General features: G+C 70.3%; 12 protein-coding genes. 3 read left to right on the top strand and 9 right to left on the bottom strand.

Annotated elements, in window-relative coordinates; genetic code table 11:
• The 4 genes from AB0Q90_RS41095 to AB0Q90_RS41080 all read right to left on the bottom strand — a co-directional run.
• Positions 1 to 7,767, bottom strand: a 7,767-nt coding sequence (locus tag AB0Q90_RS41095) for an SDR family NAD(P)-dependent oxidoreductase (RefSeq protein ID WP_363165768.1), incomplete at its 3' end; no start/stop codon positions are given.
• 272 nt (positions 7,768 to 8,039) lie between these two features.
• Positions 8,040 to 8,915: an undecaprenyl-diphosphate phosphatase gene (locus AB0Q90_RS41090; protein ID WP_363165769.1), complete on the bottom strand. Its 876-nt coding sequence runs from the start codon at positions 8,913 to 8,915 to the stop codon at positions 8,040 to 8,042.
• 48 nt (positions 8,916 to 8,963) lie between these two features.
• Positions 8,964 to 9,716, bottom strand: a complete 753-nt coding sequence (locus AB0Q90_RS41085; protein WP_363165770.1) for an alpha/beta fold hydrolase — start codon at positions 9,714 to 9,716, stop codon at positions 8,964 to 8,966.
• 289 nt (positions 9,717 to 10,005) lie between these two features.
• A complete protein-coding gene (locus tag AB0Q90_RS41080; RefSeq protein WP_363165771.1) occupies positions 10,006 to 11,037 on the bottom strand; it encodes an LLM class flavin-dependent oxidoreductase in 1,032 nt (343 codons plus the stop codon).
• 430 nt (positions 11,038 to 11,467) lie between these two features.
• On the opposite strand from AB0Q90_RS41080, the gene AB0Q90_RS41075 reads away from it, so the two are divergent.
• A complete protein-coding gene (locus AB0Q90_RS41075; RefSeq protein WP_363165772.1) occupies positions 11,468 to 12,274 on the top strand; it encodes an alpha/beta hydrolase in 807 nt (268 codons plus the stop codon).
• A 5-nt stretch (positions 12,275 to 12,279) separates the two neighbouring features.
• Complete coding sequence (locus tag AB0Q90_RS41070) at positions 12,280 to 13,224, top strand: TauD/TfdA family dioxygenase (RefSeq protein ID WP_363165773.1); 945 nt, start codon at positions 12,280 to 12,282, stop codon at positions 13,222 to 13,224.
• A gap of 72 nt (positions 13,225 to 13,296) precedes the next feature.
• On the opposite strand, the gene AB0Q90_RS41065 is transcribed toward AB0Q90_RS41070, so the two are convergent.
• The 5 genes from AB0Q90_RS41065 to AB0Q90_RS41045 form a co-directional block, all read right to left on the bottom strand.
• Entirely contained in the window at positions 13,297 to 14,136 is an 840-nt protein-coding gene (locus AB0Q90_RS41065; protein ID WP_363165774.1) for an ABC transporter permease, read from the bottom strand.
• A 20-nt stretch (positions 14,137 to 14,156) separates the two neighbouring features.
• Positions 14,157 to 15,095: an ATP-binding cassette domain-containing protein gene (locus AB0Q90_RS41060; protein WP_363165775.1), complete on the bottom strand. Its 939-nt coding sequence runs from the start codon at positions 15,093 to 15,095 to the stop codon at positions 14,157 to 14,159.
• 38 nt (positions 15,096 to 15,133) lie between these two features.
• On the bottom strand, positions 15,134 to 16,339 hold the full coding sequence (locus AB0Q90_RS41055; RefSeq protein ID WP_363165776.1) for a hypothetical protein: 1,206 nt from the start codon (positions 16,337 to 16,339) through the stop codon (positions 15,134 to 15,136).
• Positions 16,340 to 16,453: 114 nt separating this feature from the next.
• Complete coding sequence (locus AB0Q90_RS41050; protein ID WP_363165777.1) at positions 16,454 to 17,716, bottom strand: methylaspartate mutase; 1,263 nt, start codon at positions 17,714 to 17,716, stop codon at positions 16,454 to 16,456.
• On the bottom strand, positions 17,713 to 18,126 hold the full coding sequence (locus AB0Q90_RS41045) for a cobalamin-dependent protein (RefSeq protein ID WP_363165778.1): 414 nt from the start codon (positions 18,124 to 18,126) through the stop codon (positions 17,713 to 17,715). Before AB0Q90_RS41045 ends, AB0Q90_RS41050 begins: the two co-directional genes overlap by 4 nt.
• 422 nt (positions 18,127 to 18,548) lie before the next feature.
• Here AB0Q90_RS41045 and AB0Q90_RS41040 point away from each other — a divergent pair, with 422 nt between their 5' ends.
• Positions 18,549 to 20,306, top strand: a complete 1,758-nt coding sequence (locus AB0Q90_RS41040) for a fatty acyl-AMP ligase (protein ID WP_363165779.1) — start codon at positions 18,549 to 18,551, stop codon at positions 20,304 to 20,306.
• The last annotated feature ends 107 nt before the right edge of the window (positions 20,307 to 20,413 follow it).

Here is a 20,413-nt window from a genome sequence, read left to right as displayed (position 1 = left end):
GGAGGCGAGCGCGGTGAGGCCCTGGATGAGGTGGTCGCGGTCGGTGGCGAGGATGGTGGCGCGGTGGTCGAAGGTGGTGCGGGTGGTGGCCAGCGACCAGGCCAGCTGTCCCAGTTCCAGCTCGGGGTGGGTGTCCAGGTGGTCCAGCAACTGCTGGGCCTGCTCACGCAGCGCATTGCCATCCCGTGCGGTGAGCACGCAGGGTATGGCCGTAAGCGGCAGGGGCGGCTCGGCCTGCTCCAACTCCCGTTCCGCAGTGGGGGCTTGTTCCAGGATGACGTGTGCGTTGGTGCCGCTGATCCCGAACGAGGACACTCCGGCCCGCCGTGACCGGTCGATCTCGGGCCAGGGCCGCTGCTCGGTGAGCAGCTCGACATCCCCGGCGCTCCAGTCGACATGCGGGCTGGGCTCATCCACATGCAGTGTCTTGGGCAGCACCCCGTGCCGCAACGCCATGACCATCTTGATGACACCACCCACACCCGCGGCGGCCTGGGTGTGTCCGATGTTCGACTTCAACGACCCCAGATACAGGGGGTGTTCGCCGCGCTGCCGCCCGTACGTGTTGAGCAGTGCCCCGGCCTCGATCGGGTCCCCGAGTCGTGTTCCGGTCCCGTGTGCTTCCACGGCGTCGATGTCGGCCGGGGTGATCCCGGCGGCGGCCAGCGCATCACGGATCACCCGCTCCTGCGAGGGCCCATTGGGCGCGGTCAGCCCATTACTGGCCCCGTCCTGGTTGACGGCCGAGCCCCGGACAACGGCGAGCACCTGATGCCCCGCCCGCACCGCATCCGACAACCGCTCCACCACCAGCACACCGGCGCCTTCACCCCACCCGGCACCGTCCGCCGCCGCCGCAAAGGCCTTGCAGCGGCCGTCGGCGGCCAGTCCGCCCTGGCGGCTGAAGACGGCGAACGGGGCCTCGGTGGCCATGACGCTGACCCCGCCCACCAGGGCGAGGGAGGTTTCACCCCGGCGCAGTGCCTGGGCGGCGAGGTGGAGGGCGACGAGGGAGGACGAGCAGGCCGTGTCCACCGTCAGCGCGGGCCCCTCCAGACCCAGCACGTAGGAGATGCGGCCCGACATCACGCTGGACGTCGTACCGGTGAAGGAGTGGACCTCGGTGTCGGCGGCGAAACCGCCGTACTGGGCGATGCCGCCGACGAAGACGCCGGCCTTGCTTCCGCGCAGGGACGTGGGGTCGATGCCGGTGCGTTCGAGGGCTTCCCACGAGACCTCCAGCAGCAGGCGCTGCTGCGGGTCCATGGCGACCGCCTCGCGCGGGGAGATGCCGAAGAAGCCCGCGTCGAAGTCGGTGGCGTCGTAGACGAATCCGCCCTGGTACGGGCCGGATTGGCCGGCGGCGGTGTCGTACAGGCCGTCGACCTGCCAACCGCGGTCGGCGGGGAACGCAGAGATGGCGTCGGTGCCGGTGGCGACCAGGTTCCACAGGTCCTCGGGAGACCGGACCTCGCCCGGGAAGCGGCACGCCATTCCCACGATCACGACGGGGTCGTCGTCGAGGGCGGCCGTGGGCCGGGCGGCGATGGCGCTGCTGTCGCCGTCGCCGTCGCCGTCGCCGGAGAGCTGGGAGGCGAGATGGCGCACCAGGGCGTTGGGGGTCGGGTGGTCGAAGACAAGGGTGGCGGTGAGCCTCAGGCCGGTGGCGGCGACGAGGCGGTTGCGCAGTTCGACCGTGGTGAGGGAGTCGAAGCCGAGGTCCCGGAAGACCCGGTCCGGTTCGAGGGCGGAGTGGTCGGTGTGACCGAGGACGACGGCGACATGGCTGCGGACGAGGTCCATGAGGACGCGGTCGCGCTCCGCGGCGGTCAGCCCGGCGAGCCGACGCGCCAGGGCGGGCTCGCCGGAGCCGGCGGCGGCCGTGCTCGCGGCGCGTCGGCCCGCACGGACCAAGGACCGGAGGAGCGGGGGCACCGGCTCGGCGGTTCCGCCGGCGGACTGTCGTACGGCGTTCAGCCGGACCGGCACCACCAGGGCGTCCTCGGCGTCCGCGCCCGCGTCGAACAGGGCCAGGGCCTGCTCGGAGGTGAGCGCGGCCATGCCGCCGCGCCGCAGCCGCGCCAGGTCGTCGCGGTCCAGATGACCGGTGAGCCCACTGGCCTGCTCCCACAGGCCCCAGGCCATGGACGTGGCGGGCAGCCCCTGCTGCCGTCGCTGCTGGGCGAGGGCGTCGAGTACGGCGTTGGCGGCGGCGTAGTTGGCCTGTCCCGGGCTGCCGAACACGCCCGCTGCGGAGGAGAAGAGGGCGAAGACGGACAGGTTCGTGTGCCGGGTCAGCTCGTGCAGGTTCAGCGCACCCCGCACCTTCGGCCGGAGCACGGTACGTATGCTCTCGCCCGTCAGCGAGGTGACCACGCCGTCGTCGAGCGCACCGGCGGTGTGGACGACGCCGGTCAGCGGCCACTGTTCCGGGATCTGTGCCAGCACCTCGGACAGCGCCTGCCGGTCGGCGACGTCGCAGGCCGTGATCGTTACCTCGGCGCCGAGTTCGCGCAGCTCGCGCTCCAACTCCCCGGCCCCTGCGGCATCCCGTCCCTGACGGCTCAGCAGTACGACGTGCGGAACGCCGTGCGCGGCCACCAAGTGGCGGGCGACGGACGCGCCCAGCGTGCCCGTGCCGCCGGACACCAGCACGGTGCCCGACCCGGCCCAGGCGTTCGGCACGGTCAGGACGATCTTGCCGGTGTGGCGGGCCTGGCTCATGTGGCGGAATGCGTCACCGCCACGTCGTACGTCGAACGCAGTCACCGGCAGCGGGGAGAGCACGCCACGCGAGAACAGGTCCATGAGCTCGCCGAGCAGCTGTGCGATCCGGTCCGGATCCACGTCGAAGAGATCGAAGGCCCGGTACGTCGAGGCGGGGAACTGCTCGGCGACCTCCGCGGCATCGCGCAGATCCGTCTTCCCCATCTCCAGGAAGCGCCCGCCCGGCGCGAGCAGCCGCAGCGAGGCGTCCACGAACTCCCCCGCGAGAGAGTTCAGTACGACATCCACGCCGTCGGGGCACGACGAGCGGAACGTCGCCTCGAAGTCCACGCTCCGCGAGGAGGCGATGGCGGTCTCCTCGACGCCGAGCGAGCGGACCGCGTCCCACTTCGTCGGGCCTGCGGTGGCGAGGACACGAGCGCCGAGATGACGCGCGATCTGTACGGCGGCCATGCCGACACCGCCCGCGGCCGAGTGGACGAGGACCGACTCGCCCCCGCTCAGGCCGGCGAGCTCGACCAGTCCGTACCAGGCCGTCAGGAAGGCTGCCGGCACGGAGGCCGCCTGCTCGTACGTCCAGCCCTCGGGCATCCGCGCCAGCATGCGCCGGTCGGCTACCGCCGTGGGCCCGAAGGCCCCGGGGAACAAGCCCAGTACGCGGTCACCGGCCGCCAACCCGCTGACGCCTGGCCCGACTTCGAGCACGACGCCCGCGCCTTCGCTGCCCAGCGGCGCGGGGTGCTGGACCATTCCGAGCGCCACCACGACGTCCCGGAAGTTGAGACCGGCGGCGCGTACCGCGACCCGGACCTCGCCAGGCCGGAGGGGCGCCTCGGACTCAGGGCTGGGCACCGACACGAGACGGTCGAAGGTGCCGGGAGCCGAGATGTCGAGCCGCCACGCTCCGGTCGACGGAGCGCTGATGGCGCCGCCGTCGGCGGACCGGGTGAGCCGTGGCGCGAACAACCGTCCCTGCCGTACGGCCAGTTGGGGCTCGTCGAGGTCGACCAGCGTGGGAACGAGGGTCTCCAGACCCGCCGCGTCCGCATCGTCCACGTCGAGCAGCAGAATGCGCCCGGGGTGCTCCGACTGCGCGCTGCGCATGAGCCCCCACACCCCGGCACCCGCCAGGTCCGTCACATCCTGCCGCGCGTCGGTGGCGACCGCCCCGCGGGTCAGCACCACGAGCCGGGAACCGTCGAACCGCGCGTCGCCCAGCCACCACTGCACCCACGCCAACGCCGAGCCCAGAGCCGACTCCAGCGCTACGGAGTCCGGGGCCTCGGCGGCGTGGAAGCAACGCAGCACCACTACGTCGTGAGCCGCCTCGTCCGACGGTACGTCGCCGGGGTCGCCCTCACTGTCGAGCCAGCGCATCGACACCGGGGCCGCCGGGCCCGCCTCCACGGGAGCCCAGCCCACGCGGAACAGGTTCTCGTCCGTCGCGGACCCCGCGTTGGCAAGCGCCTGCGGGGAGACCGGCTGCGTGACGAGCCGGTCGATGGTGAGGACGGGTGTGCCGGTGGGGTCGGTGGCGGTGAGGGTGATGCTGTTGGTGCCGGTGGGTGTGAGGCGTACGCGGAGGTGGGTTGCTCCGGTGGCGTGGATGGTGACGCCTTCCCAGGCGAAGGGGAGGGCGGTGTCACCGTTGTTGGTGTTGAGGAGTGCGGTTTGGAGGGCTGCGTCGAAGAGGGCGGGGTGGAGGGCGAAGTCGGCGGTGTGGTCGTGGAGTTCCGTCGGAAGGGCGATGTCGGCGTAGAGAGTGCCCTCGTGCTGCCAGGCGGCTTGGATGCCCTGGAAGGCAGGGCCGTAGTGGTAGCCGGCGTCGGCGAACCCCTCGTAGAGGTCGGTCAGTTCGACGGGCTCGGCGCCACGCGGCGGCCACGGGTGGAACGCGGCCGTGTCGGGCTCCTGCGCGGGGGGAGCGGCGAGCAGGCCGGTGGCGTGCTGGATCCAGGAACCTTCTGCTGACTCCTCGGCCCGCGAATGCACGGCAAACACCCGGTGCCCGGAGGCGTCGACACCCTCCAACGACAACTGGACCTGCACCGCGCCGTGTTCGGGGAGGGTGAGTGGGGCGTGGAGGGTGAGTTCGGTGAGGTGGCCGTTGGCGGTGTGGTCGCCGGCGTGGATGGCCATCTCGGCGAGGGCTGCGCCCGGAACCAGCACGGTGTCGTGGACGGCGTGGTCGGCGAGCCAGGGGTGGGTGGTGAGGGAGAGGCGTCCGGTGAGGATGAGGCCGTCGTCCTGGGCGAGGGTGACTACCGCGCCGAGCAGGGGGTGATTGGTGGGGGTGAGCCCTGCGGTGGAGACGTCGTTGGTAGGCGGCGTGGGCTTCGGCCAGAAGCGCTGGTGTTGGAAGGGGTAGGTCGGGAGCAGGGCTGGAGGTTGGGGGGTGAGGAGGGTGGTCCAGGTCGGGTTGGTGTTCTGGACAAGAGAAGTGGTGAGGCGGGTGAGGTGGCTTTCGTTGCGGCGGAGGGTGGGGGTGATGGTGGTTTGGGTGTTGTGGGTGTCGAGGGTTTCTTGGAGGGGGGTGGTGAGGATGGGGTGGGGGGAGATTTCGATGTAGTGGGTGTGTCCGTCGGTGGTGAGGGTGTGGGTTGTTTCGGTGAGGCGGACGGTTTGGCGGAGGTTGGTGTACCAGTACTCCGGGGTCAGGTCGCGGGTGTCGATGCGGGTCGCGGTGACGGTGGAGTAGAAGGGGATGTCCGAGGCTTTCGGCTGGATGCCTTCCAGGGCCTCCAGGATGTCGTCGCGGAGGGGTTCGACGTGCGCTGAGTGGGAGGCGTAGTCGACGTCGATGATGCGGACGCGGATGCCGTCGGCTTCGCAGGCGGCCTGGAGTTCGGTGAGCGCATCGGTGTCGCCGGAGATGACCGTGCTGGTGGGGCTGTTGTGTGCGGCGATGGAGAGCCGCCCGTCCCATCGGGCCAGCAGGGGGGTGAGGGTGTCGGGGTGGGCGTGGATGCTGGCCATGCCGCCGTGTCCGGCGAGGCGGGTGAGGGCTTTGGAGCGTTGGGTGATGATGCGGGCTGCGTCGTTGAGGGTGAGGGCGCCGGCGATGTGGGCGGCGGTGATTTCGCCTTGGGAGTGGCCGGTGACGGCGTCGGGGTGGATGCCGTGGTGCTGCCACAGGCGGGCGAGTGCGGTGGTGACGGTGAACAGGACGGGCTGGACGATGTCCATGCGTTCCAGCGGCGGCTGACCTTCGTCCTGGCGCAGGACGCCCAGGACGCTCCAGTCGGTGTGCTGCTCGACCGCTTGTGCGGCTTGGTGGAAGTGGTCGGCGAAGACCGGGTGGGTCTCCAGCAGGTCCAGGGTCATGCCGGGCCATTGGCTGCCCTGGCCGGGGAAGACGAACACGATCCGCCCCGAGGCTGCGGTGCCCTCGACCACCTGCGGTGCGGGTTCTCCGGAGGCGAGCGCGGTCAGGCCCTGGACGAGGTGGTCGCGGTCGGTGGCGAGGATGGTGGCGCGGTGGTCGAAGCTGGTGCGGGTGGTGGCCAGCGACCAGGCCAGCTGTCCCAGTTCCAGCTCGGGGTGGTCCTCGACGAACGTGAGCAACTGCTGGGCCTGTGCGCGCAGCGCATTGCCGTCCCGCGCGGAGAGCACACACGGCACCGCGGGCAGATCGAGCGGCGGCTCGACCAGCTCCAACTCCCTCTCAACTGTGGGGGCTTGTTCCAGGATGACGTGCGCGTTGGTGCCGCTGATCCCGAACGAGGACACCCCCGCCCGCCGTGACCGCTCGATCTCGGGCCAGGGCCGCTGCTCGGTGAGCAGCTCGACCTCCCCGGCGCTCCAGTCGACATGCGGACTGGGCTCATCCACATGCAGCGTCTTGGGCAGCACCCCGTGCCGCAACGCCATGACCATCTTGATGACACCACCCACACCCGCGGCGGCCTGGGTGTGTCCGATGTTCGACTTCAACGACCCCAGATACAGGGGATGTTCGCCGCGCTGACGCCCATACGTGTTCAGCAGCGCCCCGGCCTCGATCGGATCCCCGAGTCGCGTCCCGGTCCCATGCGCCTCAACGACGTCAACGTCCCCGGCACCCAGCCCCGAGGCGGCCAGCGCATCACGGATCACCCGCTCCTGCGACGGCCCATTGGGCGCCGTCAGCCCATTACTCGCCCCGTCCTGATTGACAGCCGATCCCCGAATCACGGCCAGTACCCGATGCCCCGCCCGCACCGCATCCGACAACCGCTCCACCACCAGCACACCGGCACCCTCACTGAACCCGGTGCCGTCCGCCGCGCCCCCGAAGGCCTTGCAGCGGCCGTCGGCGGACAGCCCGCGCTGGCGGGAGAACTCGAAGAACAGGTCGGGCGTGGACATCACGGTGACGCCGCCGGCGAGGGCGAGGTCGCACTCGCCCCGACGCAGTGCCTGGGCGGCGAGGTGCAGGGCGACGAGGGACGACGAACACGCCGTGTCCACCGTCAGCGCGGGCCCCTCCAGACCCAGCACGAACGAGATACGGCCCGACAGCACGCTCGACGTCGTGCCGGTGAGCTTGTGCGCCTCGGCGCTCGGGATGAAGCTGCCGTACTCCTGCGCGATGCCGCCGATGAAGACGCCGGTCTCGGTCCCGTGCAGTGTGCGGGGGTCGATGCCGGTGCGTTCGAGGGCTTCCCACGAGACCTCCAGCAGCAGGCGCTGCTGCGGGTCCATGGCGACCGCCTCGCGCGGCGAGATGCCGAAGAAGCCCGCGTCGAAGTCGGGGGCGTCGTAGAGGAAGCCGCCCTTGTTCGTGTACGAGGTGCCCGGGCGTTCCGCGGTCGGGTCGTACAGGGACTCCAGGTCCCAGCCGCGGTCGGTGGGGAAGTCGGCGATCGCGTCACCGCCCGCAGCGAGCAACTCCCAAAGCTCCTCGGGTGAATTCACATTCCCCGGGAAACGGCATCCCATACCGACGATGGCGATGGGTTCCCGCTCCCGCTCCTCGACGACGCGGAGCTGCTGCCGGGCCTCGTACAGGTCGGTCGTGGCTCGCTTGAGGTAATCGCGCAGCTTTTGCTCGGTCGCCATGGACGGCCCCTTCGCTGAAACATCCGGTGTACGGGAACAAGAAGGAATTCGGGCAGGGCGGTGCACTGAAGGAGTACGAATGGAGCGATCCTTCGGCGGCGCGGGCACGCGAAGGTGATGAGTCGCTGATGCGCCGAAGTCGAAGTCGAAGTGACGTGAAGTAAAGAGCCCCGAACGGCAGTTGACCGAAGCCCGCTAAGGCTGGGGGCAATATTTCCTTGATCGTAGTGAACTCCGGTCCAGGAAGCCAGAGTTCTTGTCGGTGGCGAACGTCACCCGGCCGACTCCGCGGCATGCGGGCTGAGTTCGCCGATTGTCACGAGGGCGATGATCACGACGCCGAGCGCGATGCGGTAGTACACGAACGGCATGAAACTCTTGGTTTCGATGAACTTCATGAACCAGGCGATGACGGCATAGCCGACGGCAAAAGCGATGATGGTGGCCAGCCAGGTGGGGCCCCAGGCGGTATTCCCTTCCTCGCTCGCGTCCTTGAGTTCGAAGAGGCCGGAGGCGAGAACGGCGGGGATGGCGAGCAGGAAGCAGTAGCGGGCGGCGGCTTCGCGGGTGTAGCCCATGAAGAGGCCGCCGCTGGTGGTGGCGCCGGAGCGGGAGACGCCGGGGATGAGGGCCATGGCCTGGCACAGGCCGTAGATGAGGCCGTCCTTGGCGTTGAGGTCGTAGAGGGTCTTGCGCTGGACCGCCGAGCGGTGGCGGCCGCCGCGCTCGTCGCTCGCGGCACGGCGGTCCGCGATCCCGAGGACGATGCCCATCACGATGAGCATGGTCGCGGTCAGGCGCAGATCGCGGAACGGGCCCTCGATCTGGTCCTTGAGGGTGACGCCGAGGACCCCGATGGGGATCGAGCCGATGATGAGCATCCACCCCATCCGGGCATCCTGGTCCTGGCGCATCTTCTGGTTCACGAGGGAGCGGCACCAGGCGCTGACGATGCGCACGATGTCCTGCCGGAAGTAGATCAGCACCGCGGTCTCGGTGCCGATCTGGCTGATCGCGGTGAAGGCCGCGCCGGGGTCGTTCCAGCCGGCGAAGGCCGCGACCAGCCGCAGGTGGGCGCTGGAGGAGATGGGGAGGAACTCGGTCAGGCCTTGGACCAGACCGAGGACGATGGATTCAAACCAGCTCATGGGGCTTGGGCCGTCCCAGTTGTGATCGTGCGTCGACGTGGCGTGGGGTCACAGAAGCAGCTGCTCGGAGATGACCCCGAGGATTTCCTGCTGGTGGTCGGCGAGGTAGAAGTGCCCGCCGCTGTAGGCGTGCAGGACGAAGGACCCCGTGGTGTGGTCGCTCCAGGCGCGTGCCTCGTCCTCGGCGACCATCGGATCCTCCCGGCCGATGAGGGCGTGCACGGGGCAGCTCAGTTGCCGTCCGGGCTGGTACCGGTACGTCTCGGCGGCCTTGTAGTCGCTGCGCACCGCGGGCAGCGTCAGTCGAAGCAACTCCTCGTCGCCCAGGACCTGTTCGGCGGTGCCGCTGAGCGAGCGAAGCCGTGCGATCAGCTGGTCGTCGGTGCCGAGGTGGACCGTCCCCCCGGCGCGATGGCGGGAGGGGGCCGGCCGGGCGGAGACGAAGAGCGCGTCCGGTGCGGTGCCCAACGCCTCAAGGCGCCGGGCCAGTTCGAAGGCGACGGTGGCGCCCAGGCTGTGGCCGAACAGGGCGACCGGGCCGCGGGCCTGGCGCCGCAGTACGGGCAGAAGTCCCTCGACGATCTCGTCGACCGACTCCAGCAGTGGCTCCGAGCGCCGGTCCTGTCGGCCGGGATACTGCACGGCCAGGACCTCGCAGCGGCCGGCGAGTCCGCGGGCCATCGGGAGGAAGAAGGCGGCGCTGCCGCCGGCGTGCGGAAGGCAGACCAGTTGTGCCTCGCCGGGATCCGCGTGCTGGTACCGCCGTATCCAGAGATCGTCGATGGTCGCGGTGCCCGTCATGGATTGTGCGGTCCTTCCGTCACTGTGCAGTGCCGAGCAGATGCGGTTTCGGATACTACAGTCACTGCCCAGCCAATTCGAAGTCCGTCTTGAAAACAGCGTTGGAACAAACGCCGGTCCTTTGGCGGGGGCCTTTGTGATTCGGGTCTTCCGTCGAATTGATGGCGGTTCTTCGCTTGCGGGACTTTGGTCGAGTAAAACCACGACGAAAGTTGCAGGCGAATCCCTGACGAAAGTTGAGGGAGAATCCCTGACGAAAGTTGGTTGACGGCGTATGCCGGTGGTCCGGTCACGCCCTGTGGTGCGTGGCGAGTGCTTGCAGCAGGCGGGTGCGGTTGCCGAACGGCATCGCGATGACGGTGTCGGCGCCGGCGGTCTCGTAGCGGGCGAGTCCCTCGGCGAGGGTGGCGTCCGTGGCGGGCAGCGCGATCAGGTCGATGAGGTCGTCGGAGAGTTCGGCGGCGGCGCCGCGCCGGTCTCCGGCCAGGAACCGCTCCTGGCAGGCGCGTGCCGACGCGCCGTGGCCGTAGCGGTCGGCGAGGTCGACGTAGAAGTTCTTCTCCCGTGACCCCATCCCGCCGAGGTAGAAGGTGATGAACGGGCGGATCTGGTTGCGTGCGGTGGTCAGGTCGTCGGCGAGCGCCATGGGCACGATCGGGGCGACGTCCACGTCCGAGCGGTTCCGGCCGGCCTTCTTGATGCCGCGCAGGAGCGGTGCGGTGAGTTCCTCGGCGTGGGCGGGGCTGAACAGGAACGGCAGCCAGCCGTCGGCCAGGGCGCCGGCCTGCTCGACGGTCTTGGCTCCGGATACGCCCAGGTAGAGCGGCACGCGGCGGTCGGCCGGCGGGGCCAGCAGCTTGAACGGCTGGCCCTGGTCCAGGCCCTGGCCGTAGGCGGGGATCGTCCATTCCTCGCCCTGGTGGTCGACCTCCTTGCCGCTCAGCGCTGCCCGGACGACTTCCAGGTACTCCCGGGTGCGGGCCAGGGGCCGGGTGAACGGCACGCCGTACCAGCCCTCGGAGACCTGCGGCCCGGACAGGCCCAGGCCGAGCATGAACCGGCCGCCGGACAGATCGTTGAGGGTGGCGGCGGCCGTCGCCACGGTGGTGGGCTGCCGGGCCGGTATCTGCAGGACGGCGGCGCCGAGCCGGATGCGTTCGGTGACGGCCGACAGGTGGCCCAGCACGGAGACCGCTTCCTGGCCCCAGGTTTCGGCCACCCAGACGGAATCGAGCCCGAGCTCGTCGGCGAGGCGGGCGACCTCGATCTGCTCCTTGAGCCTGAACCAGGGCCAGTACGCGACAGCGACGCCAAGACGCACGGCTGCTCCTTCGGGGTTGTCGTTCGGGACGGGAGTCGGGTGCCGCCGCGGGAAGGTGGAAGAGGGGCGGAACACCTGCGTCGGATCGTTCGACGGAGAACGTGGATTCTACATTTGCCGCCGATCAATTCGACAGTCGATTCCGCCCGGGATTCCCGGGGGGAATCGCCCCGTGCACAACTTTGGTTGGGTCGGTCAATGACGAAAGTCGCTTGACAGGGAATCAGGGTTTCGGGGGCGTGCATTTCCGTGCCAGGCGAAATGTCTTGACGGTGACTTGAAGATCCACTTAGGGTGCTGTGCGGAATATTGCAGCCGCGGGGGAGAGCTCAAGGGGGGCGACTGATGATGTCCGTTCTTCCGGGAGTTCACGAGCTGTAACCCCCTCCGTCGCTTTGCGCCAGTACAGGGACATGAAGGGGAGGGGCAGATGGCGTGGGCAGCCGTGAACGGCATCCGGATGCACTACGACTCCGAGGGCACCGGGCAGCCGGTCGTCATGGTGATGGGCAGCGGCAGCCGGGGGCGGGTCTGGGACCTGCACCAGGTGCCCGCGCTCACCGCCGCGGGCTACCGGGTCATCACCTTCGACAACCGGGGGATCCCGCCCACCGAGGAGTGCGCGGAGGGCTTCACCGTCGAGGACATGGTGGCGGACACCGCCGCCCTGGTCGAACATCTCGGGATCGGCCCCTGTCTGTTCGTGGGTACCTCGATGGGCGCCCAGATCGTGCAGGAACTGGCGCTCGTGCGCCCCGAGTTGGTGCGCAGGGCCGTACTGATGGCGACTCGTGGCCGGTCCGACACGATGCGGCGTGCCCTGGCCGGGGCGGAGATCGCCCTGCATGACTCGGGGCTGCGGCTGCCTCCCCGGTACACGGCGGTGGTGCGCGCCCTGCAGAACCTCTCGCCGCGGACGCTGGCCGACTCCGGCCAGATCTCGGACTGGCTGGATCTGTTCGAGATGTCGGCGCCGACCGGCCGGGGCGACCGCGTCCACATGGAGTTCTCGGCCATGGCCGACCGGCTCGCCGCCTACGCGGGGATCGGCAGGCCGTGCCATGTGATCTCCTTCGCGGACGATCTGATCACCCCCGCCCATCTGGGCCGGGAGGTCGCGGACGCCATCCCCGGAGCGACGTACGACCTGGTGCCGGACTGTGGGCACTACGGCTATCTGGAGGACCCGGACGCCGTGAACAAGATCATCATTGAGTATCTGAGGCAGGAAGGATGACCCGCATGACCGACCTGGCCGCACTGCGCGCCTGGAAGCCGTTCGAGATCACCGCCGACGACGGGCAGGGGACCCCCGAGGCGCTGGCCGAACTGCTGCGCGGCCACGAGGACTTCGCCGGCCTGCTCGCCCGGGAGAAGGCCGTCGTGTTCCGCGGCTTCCACCTCGGCGAGGAGACCCTGGACCCGGTCCTGGACCTCCTGCTGCCCAACCGCCTCGCCTATGTGCACGGCAACTCGCCCCGCACCAAGGTCGGTTCCAATGTGTACACCTCGACCGAGTACCCCCAGGAACTGACCATCTCGATGCACAACGAGCTGAGCTACGGCCACCGTTGGCCCACCCGGCTCGTCTTCTTCTGTGCCACCGCACCCGCCACCGGCGGCGCCACGCCGATCGTCGACGGGGAGCTGTGGCTCGCCTCCCTCGACCCCGAGGTGCGCGAGGCGTTCGCCGGCGGTGTGCGCTACACGCAGAACCTGCACGACGGCCTGGGTCTCGGCAAGAGCTGGCAGGACACCTTCGAGACCACCGACCGGGCGGAGGTGGAGGCGTTTCTGCGCGGTGCGGAGGCCGACTGGAAGTGGCTGCCCGACGGCACGCTGCGCATCACCCAGGTACGGCACTCCACGATCACCCGCCCGGAGACCGGCGCGGAGGTCTGGTTCAACCAGTCCGACCAGTGGCACCCGGCGTCCCTCGGTGACGAGACGGCCGCCGAACTCGCCCAGATCCTGCCGGAGGAGGAGCTGCCGCAGTCGGTGACCTTCGCCGACGGCACCCCCATCCCGGCGGAGTACGTCCTCCAGGTGCGCGACCGGGGCCTGGAGAACGCCGTGGACGTCGACTGGCAGCAGGGCGACCTGATGGTGATCGACAACATCGCCGTGGGGCACGGCCGGCGCTCCTTCACCGGTGCGCGCCGGGTCCTGGTCGCCATGACCGACTGACCCGGCCCACAGCACACGAAAGGGGCGGGACGCCGGCCGGGCGTCCCGCCCCCTTCGTATGTCCGCGGCGGGTCAGCGGGTGAGCGGCCTGCGGAACCCGGCGACCGCCGCCGCCACGGCGACGGCCATCACCAGCAGGCTGGTGGCCACCGCTCCCACCACATCGCCGCCCAGCGGCCAGTCCAGCGCCAGCGCCCGGGTGGCGTCCACCGCGTAGGAGACCGGGTTGACCACGGCCACCGCGCGCAGCCAGCCGGGCAGCGCGTCCAGCGGGACGTACGCGCTGGAGGCGAACATCAGCGGGAACAGGGCCAGTCCGCTGACGCTCTGCATGATCCGCGCGCTGCGCACCCAGGTGCCCAGGGCGATGAAGACCCAGGTCAGTGCGGCGATGACAAGGAGCGAGAGGGCCAGCGCCGCGGTAATGCCCGGCAGCCCGCCGGTCGGGTCGAAACCGAAGAACAGCGTGGCGCACACCAGCAGCAGCACGGTCTGGGCGGTGGTGCGCAGCACGTCCGCGACGGCGCGGGCGACCAGGATCCAGTGCAGCCCGACCGGCAGTGAACGGAAGCGGGTCAGCACGCCGTTGTCCATGTCCCGGATCAGCTCGGCGCCGGAGCCGACGGCCGAGGTGATCCCGCTGGTGACCAGAATGGCCGGCATCAGGTAGTCGATGTAGTCCACGCCCGCCGGGAAGTGGTCCCGGGAGGCCATGCTGCCGAACACCTGGCTGAAGATGACCAGCAGGATCAGCGGCTGGACCATGGTGAGGACGACGAGCCTGCGGTCGGTGACCAGTCCGCGCAGGCTGCGTCCCGTCAGCACGGTGAACTGGGCGCGTGCGCCGGCCGGCTGCCAGCGCACGGGTGCCGTCGCGGACCGGGTCTCGGCGGTGGGAACCGTGACAGTCATGGTGGTAGCTCCTCGGAGGGTCAACGGGCCGCGGTCGCCGCGGACTTGGCGGCGAGGGAGAGATAGACGTCGTCCAGCGACGGCTCCGACAGGGTGAGCCCGGTGACGGGCACCGCGGCCTCCTCGACGGCCCGGACGACCTGCGCGAAGTCGTCGAAGTCGGCGACCGGCACGCTCACCGCGCCCTCCTCCGGGGTCTGCACGGCGGCGAACCCGGACCGGCGCAGCGCCTCGGCGACCTTGACGGCGTCCCCGCGCCGGGTCGTCGACAGCTGCGCCCGCCGCTCACCCACCCGGGACTTCAGCTCGCTCGGCGTGCCGGCCGCCACCACGGTGCCCTGCGAGAGGACGGCCACGGTGTCGGCGAGGCGCTCCGCCTCCTCCAGGTACTGCGTGGTCAGCAGCACGGTGGTGCCGTCCGCGACCAGGGCCTCGACGGTCTCCCACAGCGAGATCCGGCTGGCCGGGTCCAGCCCGGTGGACGGCTCGTCGAGGAAGATCACCCGGGGCCGGCCGACGAGGCTCGCGGCGAGATCGAGCCGCCTGCGCATTCCCCCGGAGTAGGTGCGGGACAGCCGGCGCCCGGCCGCGGAGAGGTCGAACACCTCCAGCAGCTCCTCGGCCCGCTCCCGGGCCTGCCGCGCACTGGCGCCCAGCAGCCGGGCGATCAGCACCAGGTTGTCGTAGCCGGACAGCTTCTCGTCCACCGAGGCGAACTGGCCGGTGAGGCCGATGCAGCCGCGGACGGCCCGGCTGTCGCGGACCACGTCATGGCCGGCCACGGTCGCGCTCCCGCCGCTCGGCGGCAGCAGCGTGGCGAGGATGTTCACGAGCGTGGTCTTTCCGGCACCGTTGTGCCCGAGCAGCCCGAGCACGGTGCCTTCCGCCACCTCCAGACTGACCCCGCGCAGGGCGTGCACCCCGTCGTAGGACTTGGTGAGCTCCGTTGTGCTGATCATCGATGCGGCCATGCAATTCCCCCGTCGTTCCGGCCGGTTCAGCCGCCCGAGCGACCCGGGCGGCGCAGGTGAAGGTCGAAGAAGCCGGTGACGATCGCGCGTTCGCGGTTCACCACGCTCTTCGGGGCGGCGGTGCCGATCAGCCGGGCGGTGTGCGGCTCGGGCAGTCCCGCCCGGCCGCGCAGCTGCGGCAGCAGCGCCTGGAAGTCGCTGAACGAGTAGTGCGCGGTGCCCGCCAGGCGGCGGATCGACACCGATGCCGGCGAGCCGGCGTGCAGCCGGGCCGGCAGCGCCTCGGCGGGTGTCGCGGTGGACCCCACCATCAGGAACGGGCGGTCGAGCCCGCCGCGCACCAGGCGGTCCAGCTCCGGCCAGGAGCGCCGGGCGGGCGTGACGTTGAATCCGTCGAGGTCGAGGCCCGCGTCGATCCGCGGATCGCGCGCCATGGTCTCGGCCGCGGTGATGCCGCCCGCCGAGTGTCCGAACATCCCGATGCGGTCCGGATCCAGCTGCGCGCCCAGGCCCGCGGGCAGCGCGCGCCGCGTGCCGGGCCGGGCGAGCGCGTCCAGGACGAAGGCGGTGTCGGCGGCCCGTACCCGCATGCGCCGGGCCAGCCCCTCGTCGGTGCCGGTGCCCGCCGTCACGGCCCGGGCGATCCGGCCCTGCCCGAAGTCCACCCCGAGGGATTCGTAGGTGTGGTCCATCGTCACGACGACATAGCCGTGGGCGGCGAGTTCCTCGACCAGCACCGTGCCCCAGGAACGGGAGGTGCCGAGGCCGGGCGAGTACAGGATCGTCGGCCGGCGCCGGGCGGGCTCGGCCGGCGGTGCGCCGAGGGCCGCGTGCGTCGTCACCGCGGACCAGTCGACCCGCCCGGTGGGCAGACCGAGGATGCGGGACGCGGCCGCCGAGAAGTCCTTGGCGACGCCGGGCGGCATCCAGCGGGCCCGGGGCCGTCCGGCCGTGTCGCCCGCCGGGTACCAGACGCTGACCATGAGCTCGCGCGGGCCGCGGTGGGTGAAGGGATCGGTCCGCTGCCGGTCGACCAGCCTGAGATCCGCCCGGCCGACGGCGTACGGCCCGGTGGGCGCCGGCAGCCGGGGCACCACGGCGGCCGCCGGGTCGGCCCGGACGGTACGGGAGGCGGGGGACGGCGCGGGCCGCAGGCACAGGCCGACGAGCAGCAGCGCGACGGCCGCCGCCGACAGGGCGGTGAGCAGGGGGAGGGGGCGACGCAGGTTCATGTGTCCAAGATCCCCGCGGGGCGCCCGTGCCACCTCTGCAAAAGGGCATGACCTGCCCCTTTCGCTCGGCACGTATCCGGCGTGCCGAAAGTGATCCGAACAGCGGGGTGTCCGTCATGAGTCGTACGCCCGCCGAACGAACGTCAGGGAGTCCAGCAGCCCGGCCGCCGTCATCGCGGGCGCGTTGCGCTGCCCGGCCGCGGGGGGCAGGGGCAGGCTGCCGGTGGCGGACCAGCGCAGCCTTCCCCGGTCGTCGATGAGGCTCCGGGTCCGGCCCTGGTTGTCCGGGTGGAGGCAGAACGGCACGTCCAGCAGCCCCCGTTCGAAGGCGCGGACCAGGGCCGTGCCCAGGTCCGGATGCAGCTCCCGGACGGCGTGCACCAGCGCGCGGGCCTCCGCGTAGACCGTGCCGTCGGACTCGGCCGGCGGCTGCCGCTCCTCGTCGGGGCGGCTGTGTTCCGCGGTGTGCGCGGCCAGTTCGAGTGCGGCCACGTTCTCGGCGATGGTCGGGATGCGGTAGGCCTCGGCCGCGGTCTTCACGATCAGCCGGGCCGCCCCGGCCCGTACGGCGAGCCGGGCCGCGGACTCCAGCAGCCGCTGTGCTCCCCGTACCGTGCCGGGGTACAGACCCATGTACGCGTACAGGACGCTGTGCCACCGCACGTCGTCCGGCAGTTCCTCGGCGGCCAGCCGGTGCAGCGCCGCCAATGCCTCCGCGTCCTGCTCGGCGCTGGTCTGCTGGGCGTAGCTGAGGGAGATGCAGCGCAGCCCGTGCTGCGCGAAGAAGAGTCCTTCCAGCACGCTGAGCGCCACCAGCAGGCTGGGCGGGCAGAGCTGGCCGAGCATGCAGCCGCCGAACGACTCCAGATGCGGCTGGGTGTCGGGTCCGCCGGCCGAGGCCAGCAGTTCGCAGCTCTCCGCCCAGTGCCGCACCGACTCGTGCAGCGGCGTACGGCTGTAGGGCAGGCAGTACGAGACGGGGCCGCCCTCGGTGGCGTGCAGGCCTGCCGCGATCAGTTCGGCGAACAGCGCCTGCGGGCGCGCGGATCCGTGGCGGACCTGGACCGGGAACGTCTCGTCCTGGACCCCGTCGAGCAGGGCCCGGGTCGCCTCCGCCCCGTGCGCCAGCAGCGGGTAGCCGTTGAGCGGCAGGTTCTGTGCCACCGCGGCCCGGGCGGCGGCGAAGTCGCCGACCCGGGTGTAGCTGTCCAGGGTGATGGTGCCCACGGTCACGCCTTCGGCCTGTCTGGTGCGTTCCAGTCCGACGCGCATCCGCGCCCGGCTGCCGAACCCCATCCGGGGCTGTACGACGAGCCGGCCGCGGGCGCGGGCCGTGGCAACGAAGGAGCCGAAGTCCTGGTCCGCCGGGACGGTCATGCCGCGGCCGCGCGGCGGCGGTTCAGGAAGCGGTCGAAGGCGCCGAGGTCCCCGCTGTCGAAGACGGCGTCGAAGCCGGCGTCCAGGAGTCTGCGGGTGCTGCCGGCGTTGCGCAGCCCGTCCGTCCCCAGCTTGCCGCCGATCACCACCGGAAGGTGGCGCATATCACGCTGCTGTCTGATCGCCCCGATGGCTTGAAGTCCGTCGGTGAACCCGTGGCCGTTGACGCTGCTGAGGACGACCAGCTCCGGCCGCAGTGTGCGACAGGTACGGACGAGAAGGTCATCCGGAACGCAGGAGCCGAGATTGCTGACCGTGTATCCGCGCTCTTCAAGGAACAGGTGTATATAGATTAAATTCCAGGTGTGCGCATCTGACGAGGTGCCAGATACAAGTACCGTTCCCCCCACGGTCAAAACACCCTCTCCAGTTAATGGCAGTTGGATGATCGTTCGGACAGTAGGCGGGCCTCCGTTGGGGTGTCAAGCGCAAGTCCGCTGACCTCGGCCGTCGTTAATCGCTTGACAGGGCGGGGTGCATTCAAGCCAAGTCGCGGGCCGTTGAGCAGCCCATGACCTTCGTTGGGCATGGGCTGACCAAAGTGGGTTGACCCGCTCCTGAGCAGGCGTTTGATACTGGCTGAAGTGGTGGTCCGGCCCCTGCGGAGGTTGCCGTGGGGGGTTGACTGCACCATTCAATGATCCTTAGGGTCATGGAAGTTGACCTTGGTCATCGGCTGATCGTCAGTAGGTGTCACGCCGATTGGGTTCGCGAGATCGACGAATGGCGGCCGCATCGGGACGGTGTGGCTCCGCGGGGGAGGATCTTGTAGATGCACGCCAATTTCACAGAGTCCATACGTAAAAACGTCGCGGAAAGCGGTTCCAGCGCGGCGGTCACATTTCTATCCGATTTCGATGCCGACGACGGTCGAATATCCCTAACCTATGCGGAACTCGACCGAAGGGCCCGCACGGTGGCCGCGGCACTGCTGAAGCGGTGCGCACCCGGCGACCGTGCCCTGCTGCTGTACCCCGAAGGCCTGGAATTCGCGGCGGCATTCATCGGCTGTCTCTACGCCGGTGTCGTGGCCGTCCCTTCACCGCTTCCTGGCCGATACCGCCACCATCAGCGCCGCGTTTCCGTCATCGCCGCCGATGCCGACGTCGCGGCGGTGCTCACCGAGAGCCGCACGCTCACGGAGGTCGGCGACTGGGCCGAGGCCTTCGACCGCGACCGCGAGGCACTGCTGGTCACCGACGCCCTCGACGAGCCCCCACTGGCCGCGGAACTGCTGCCCCCGCTCGACCACGACTCCGTCGCCCTGCTGCAGTACACCTCGGGCTCGACGGGCAACCCCAAGGGTGTTGTCCTCACCCACGGCAATCTGCTGCACAACGCCGAGAGCCTGTGCCGGACCTTCGGCCTCGACGACGAATCACGATTCGGCTCCTGGATCCCGCATTACCACGACATGGGACTGATGGGCATTCTGCTGCCGCCGCTGTATCTCGGCAGTTCCTGCGTCCTCATGAGCCCCACCACTTTCCTCAAGCGGCCGCACTGGTGGCTGCGCATGATCGACGAGTTCGACATCGCCTGGTCCGCAGGACCCAATTTCGCCTACGAACTGTGCAGCCGTCAGATCACCGACGAACAGCTCGCCGGACTGGACCTGTCCCGCTGGAAGTTCGCCAACAACGGCTCGGAACCGGTCCAGGCCGCCACCCTCACCGCCTTCGCCAAGCGTTTCGCCGTCGCGGGCCTGCGCACCGAAACCCTCAACCCCTGCTACGGCATGGCCGAGGCCACCGTCTTCGTCAGCGGCTCCGGCCACCGCGAACCGGTGGTGCTCCGCGTCGACGAACAGCGCCTGGCGAGCGGCGCCCTCGTACCCGTCTCCGCCGCCGACCCCGGCAGGGACGTCGTCTCCTGCGGCTTCCCGCACGACTACGACGTACGCATCGTCGAACCCGACAGCCGCCGCGCGCTGCCCGAAGGGGAGATCGGCGAGATCTGGCTGCGCGGCCCGAGCGTCGGCCAGGGCTACTGGGACAACGCCGAGGCCACCGAGCGGACCTTCAACGGCACCGTCGCGGACACCGCCCCCGGCACCGAGAGCGGCTATCTGCGCACCGGCGACCTGGGAGCCGTCCTCGACGGTGAACTGTTCATCACCGGCCGGCTGAAGGAAATGCTCATCCTGCGCGGCCGCAACCTCTACCCGCAGGACATCGAGTACGAGGCCCGCCAGCACCACCTCGAACTGCACGGTACGTTCGGCGCGGCCTTCACCGTGCCCGTCCAGGACGACGAGGGCCGCGAGGAAGAACTCCTCGTCCTCGTCCACGAACTGCGCGGCCGGCACACCGACGAGGAGCTGGAGAGGCTGGCCAGCTCCATCCGACGCACCGTCTTCACCGAGTTCGGCGCGCACCTGTCGGGACTCGCCCTGGTCCGCCGCGGCGCCGTCCAGCGCACCACGAGCGGCAAGATCCAGCGCCTGCAGATGCGGGAACTCTTCCGCGCCGGAGAGGTCTCCGCACTCATCGCCAAGCTCGACCCACGCCTGGAGCACGCCACCGCGTAGCCACGCAGCACACCGGCCGACCCGCGCACACCGACCGGGTGCCCGGACGACGAACAGTGCCCCGCGGCCGTATCCGGCCAGGGGAGCCACACAACGGGGGATCCACA

Source organism: Streptomyces sp. NPDC079141 (genome assembly GCF_040686775.1).
Lineage (GTDB): Bacteria > Actinomycetota > Actinomycetes > Streptomycetales > Streptomycetaceae > Streptomyces.
The sequence above is the reverse complement of the archived record's forward strand: the minus strand, read 5'-3'. Positions and strand labels throughout refer to the sequence as shown.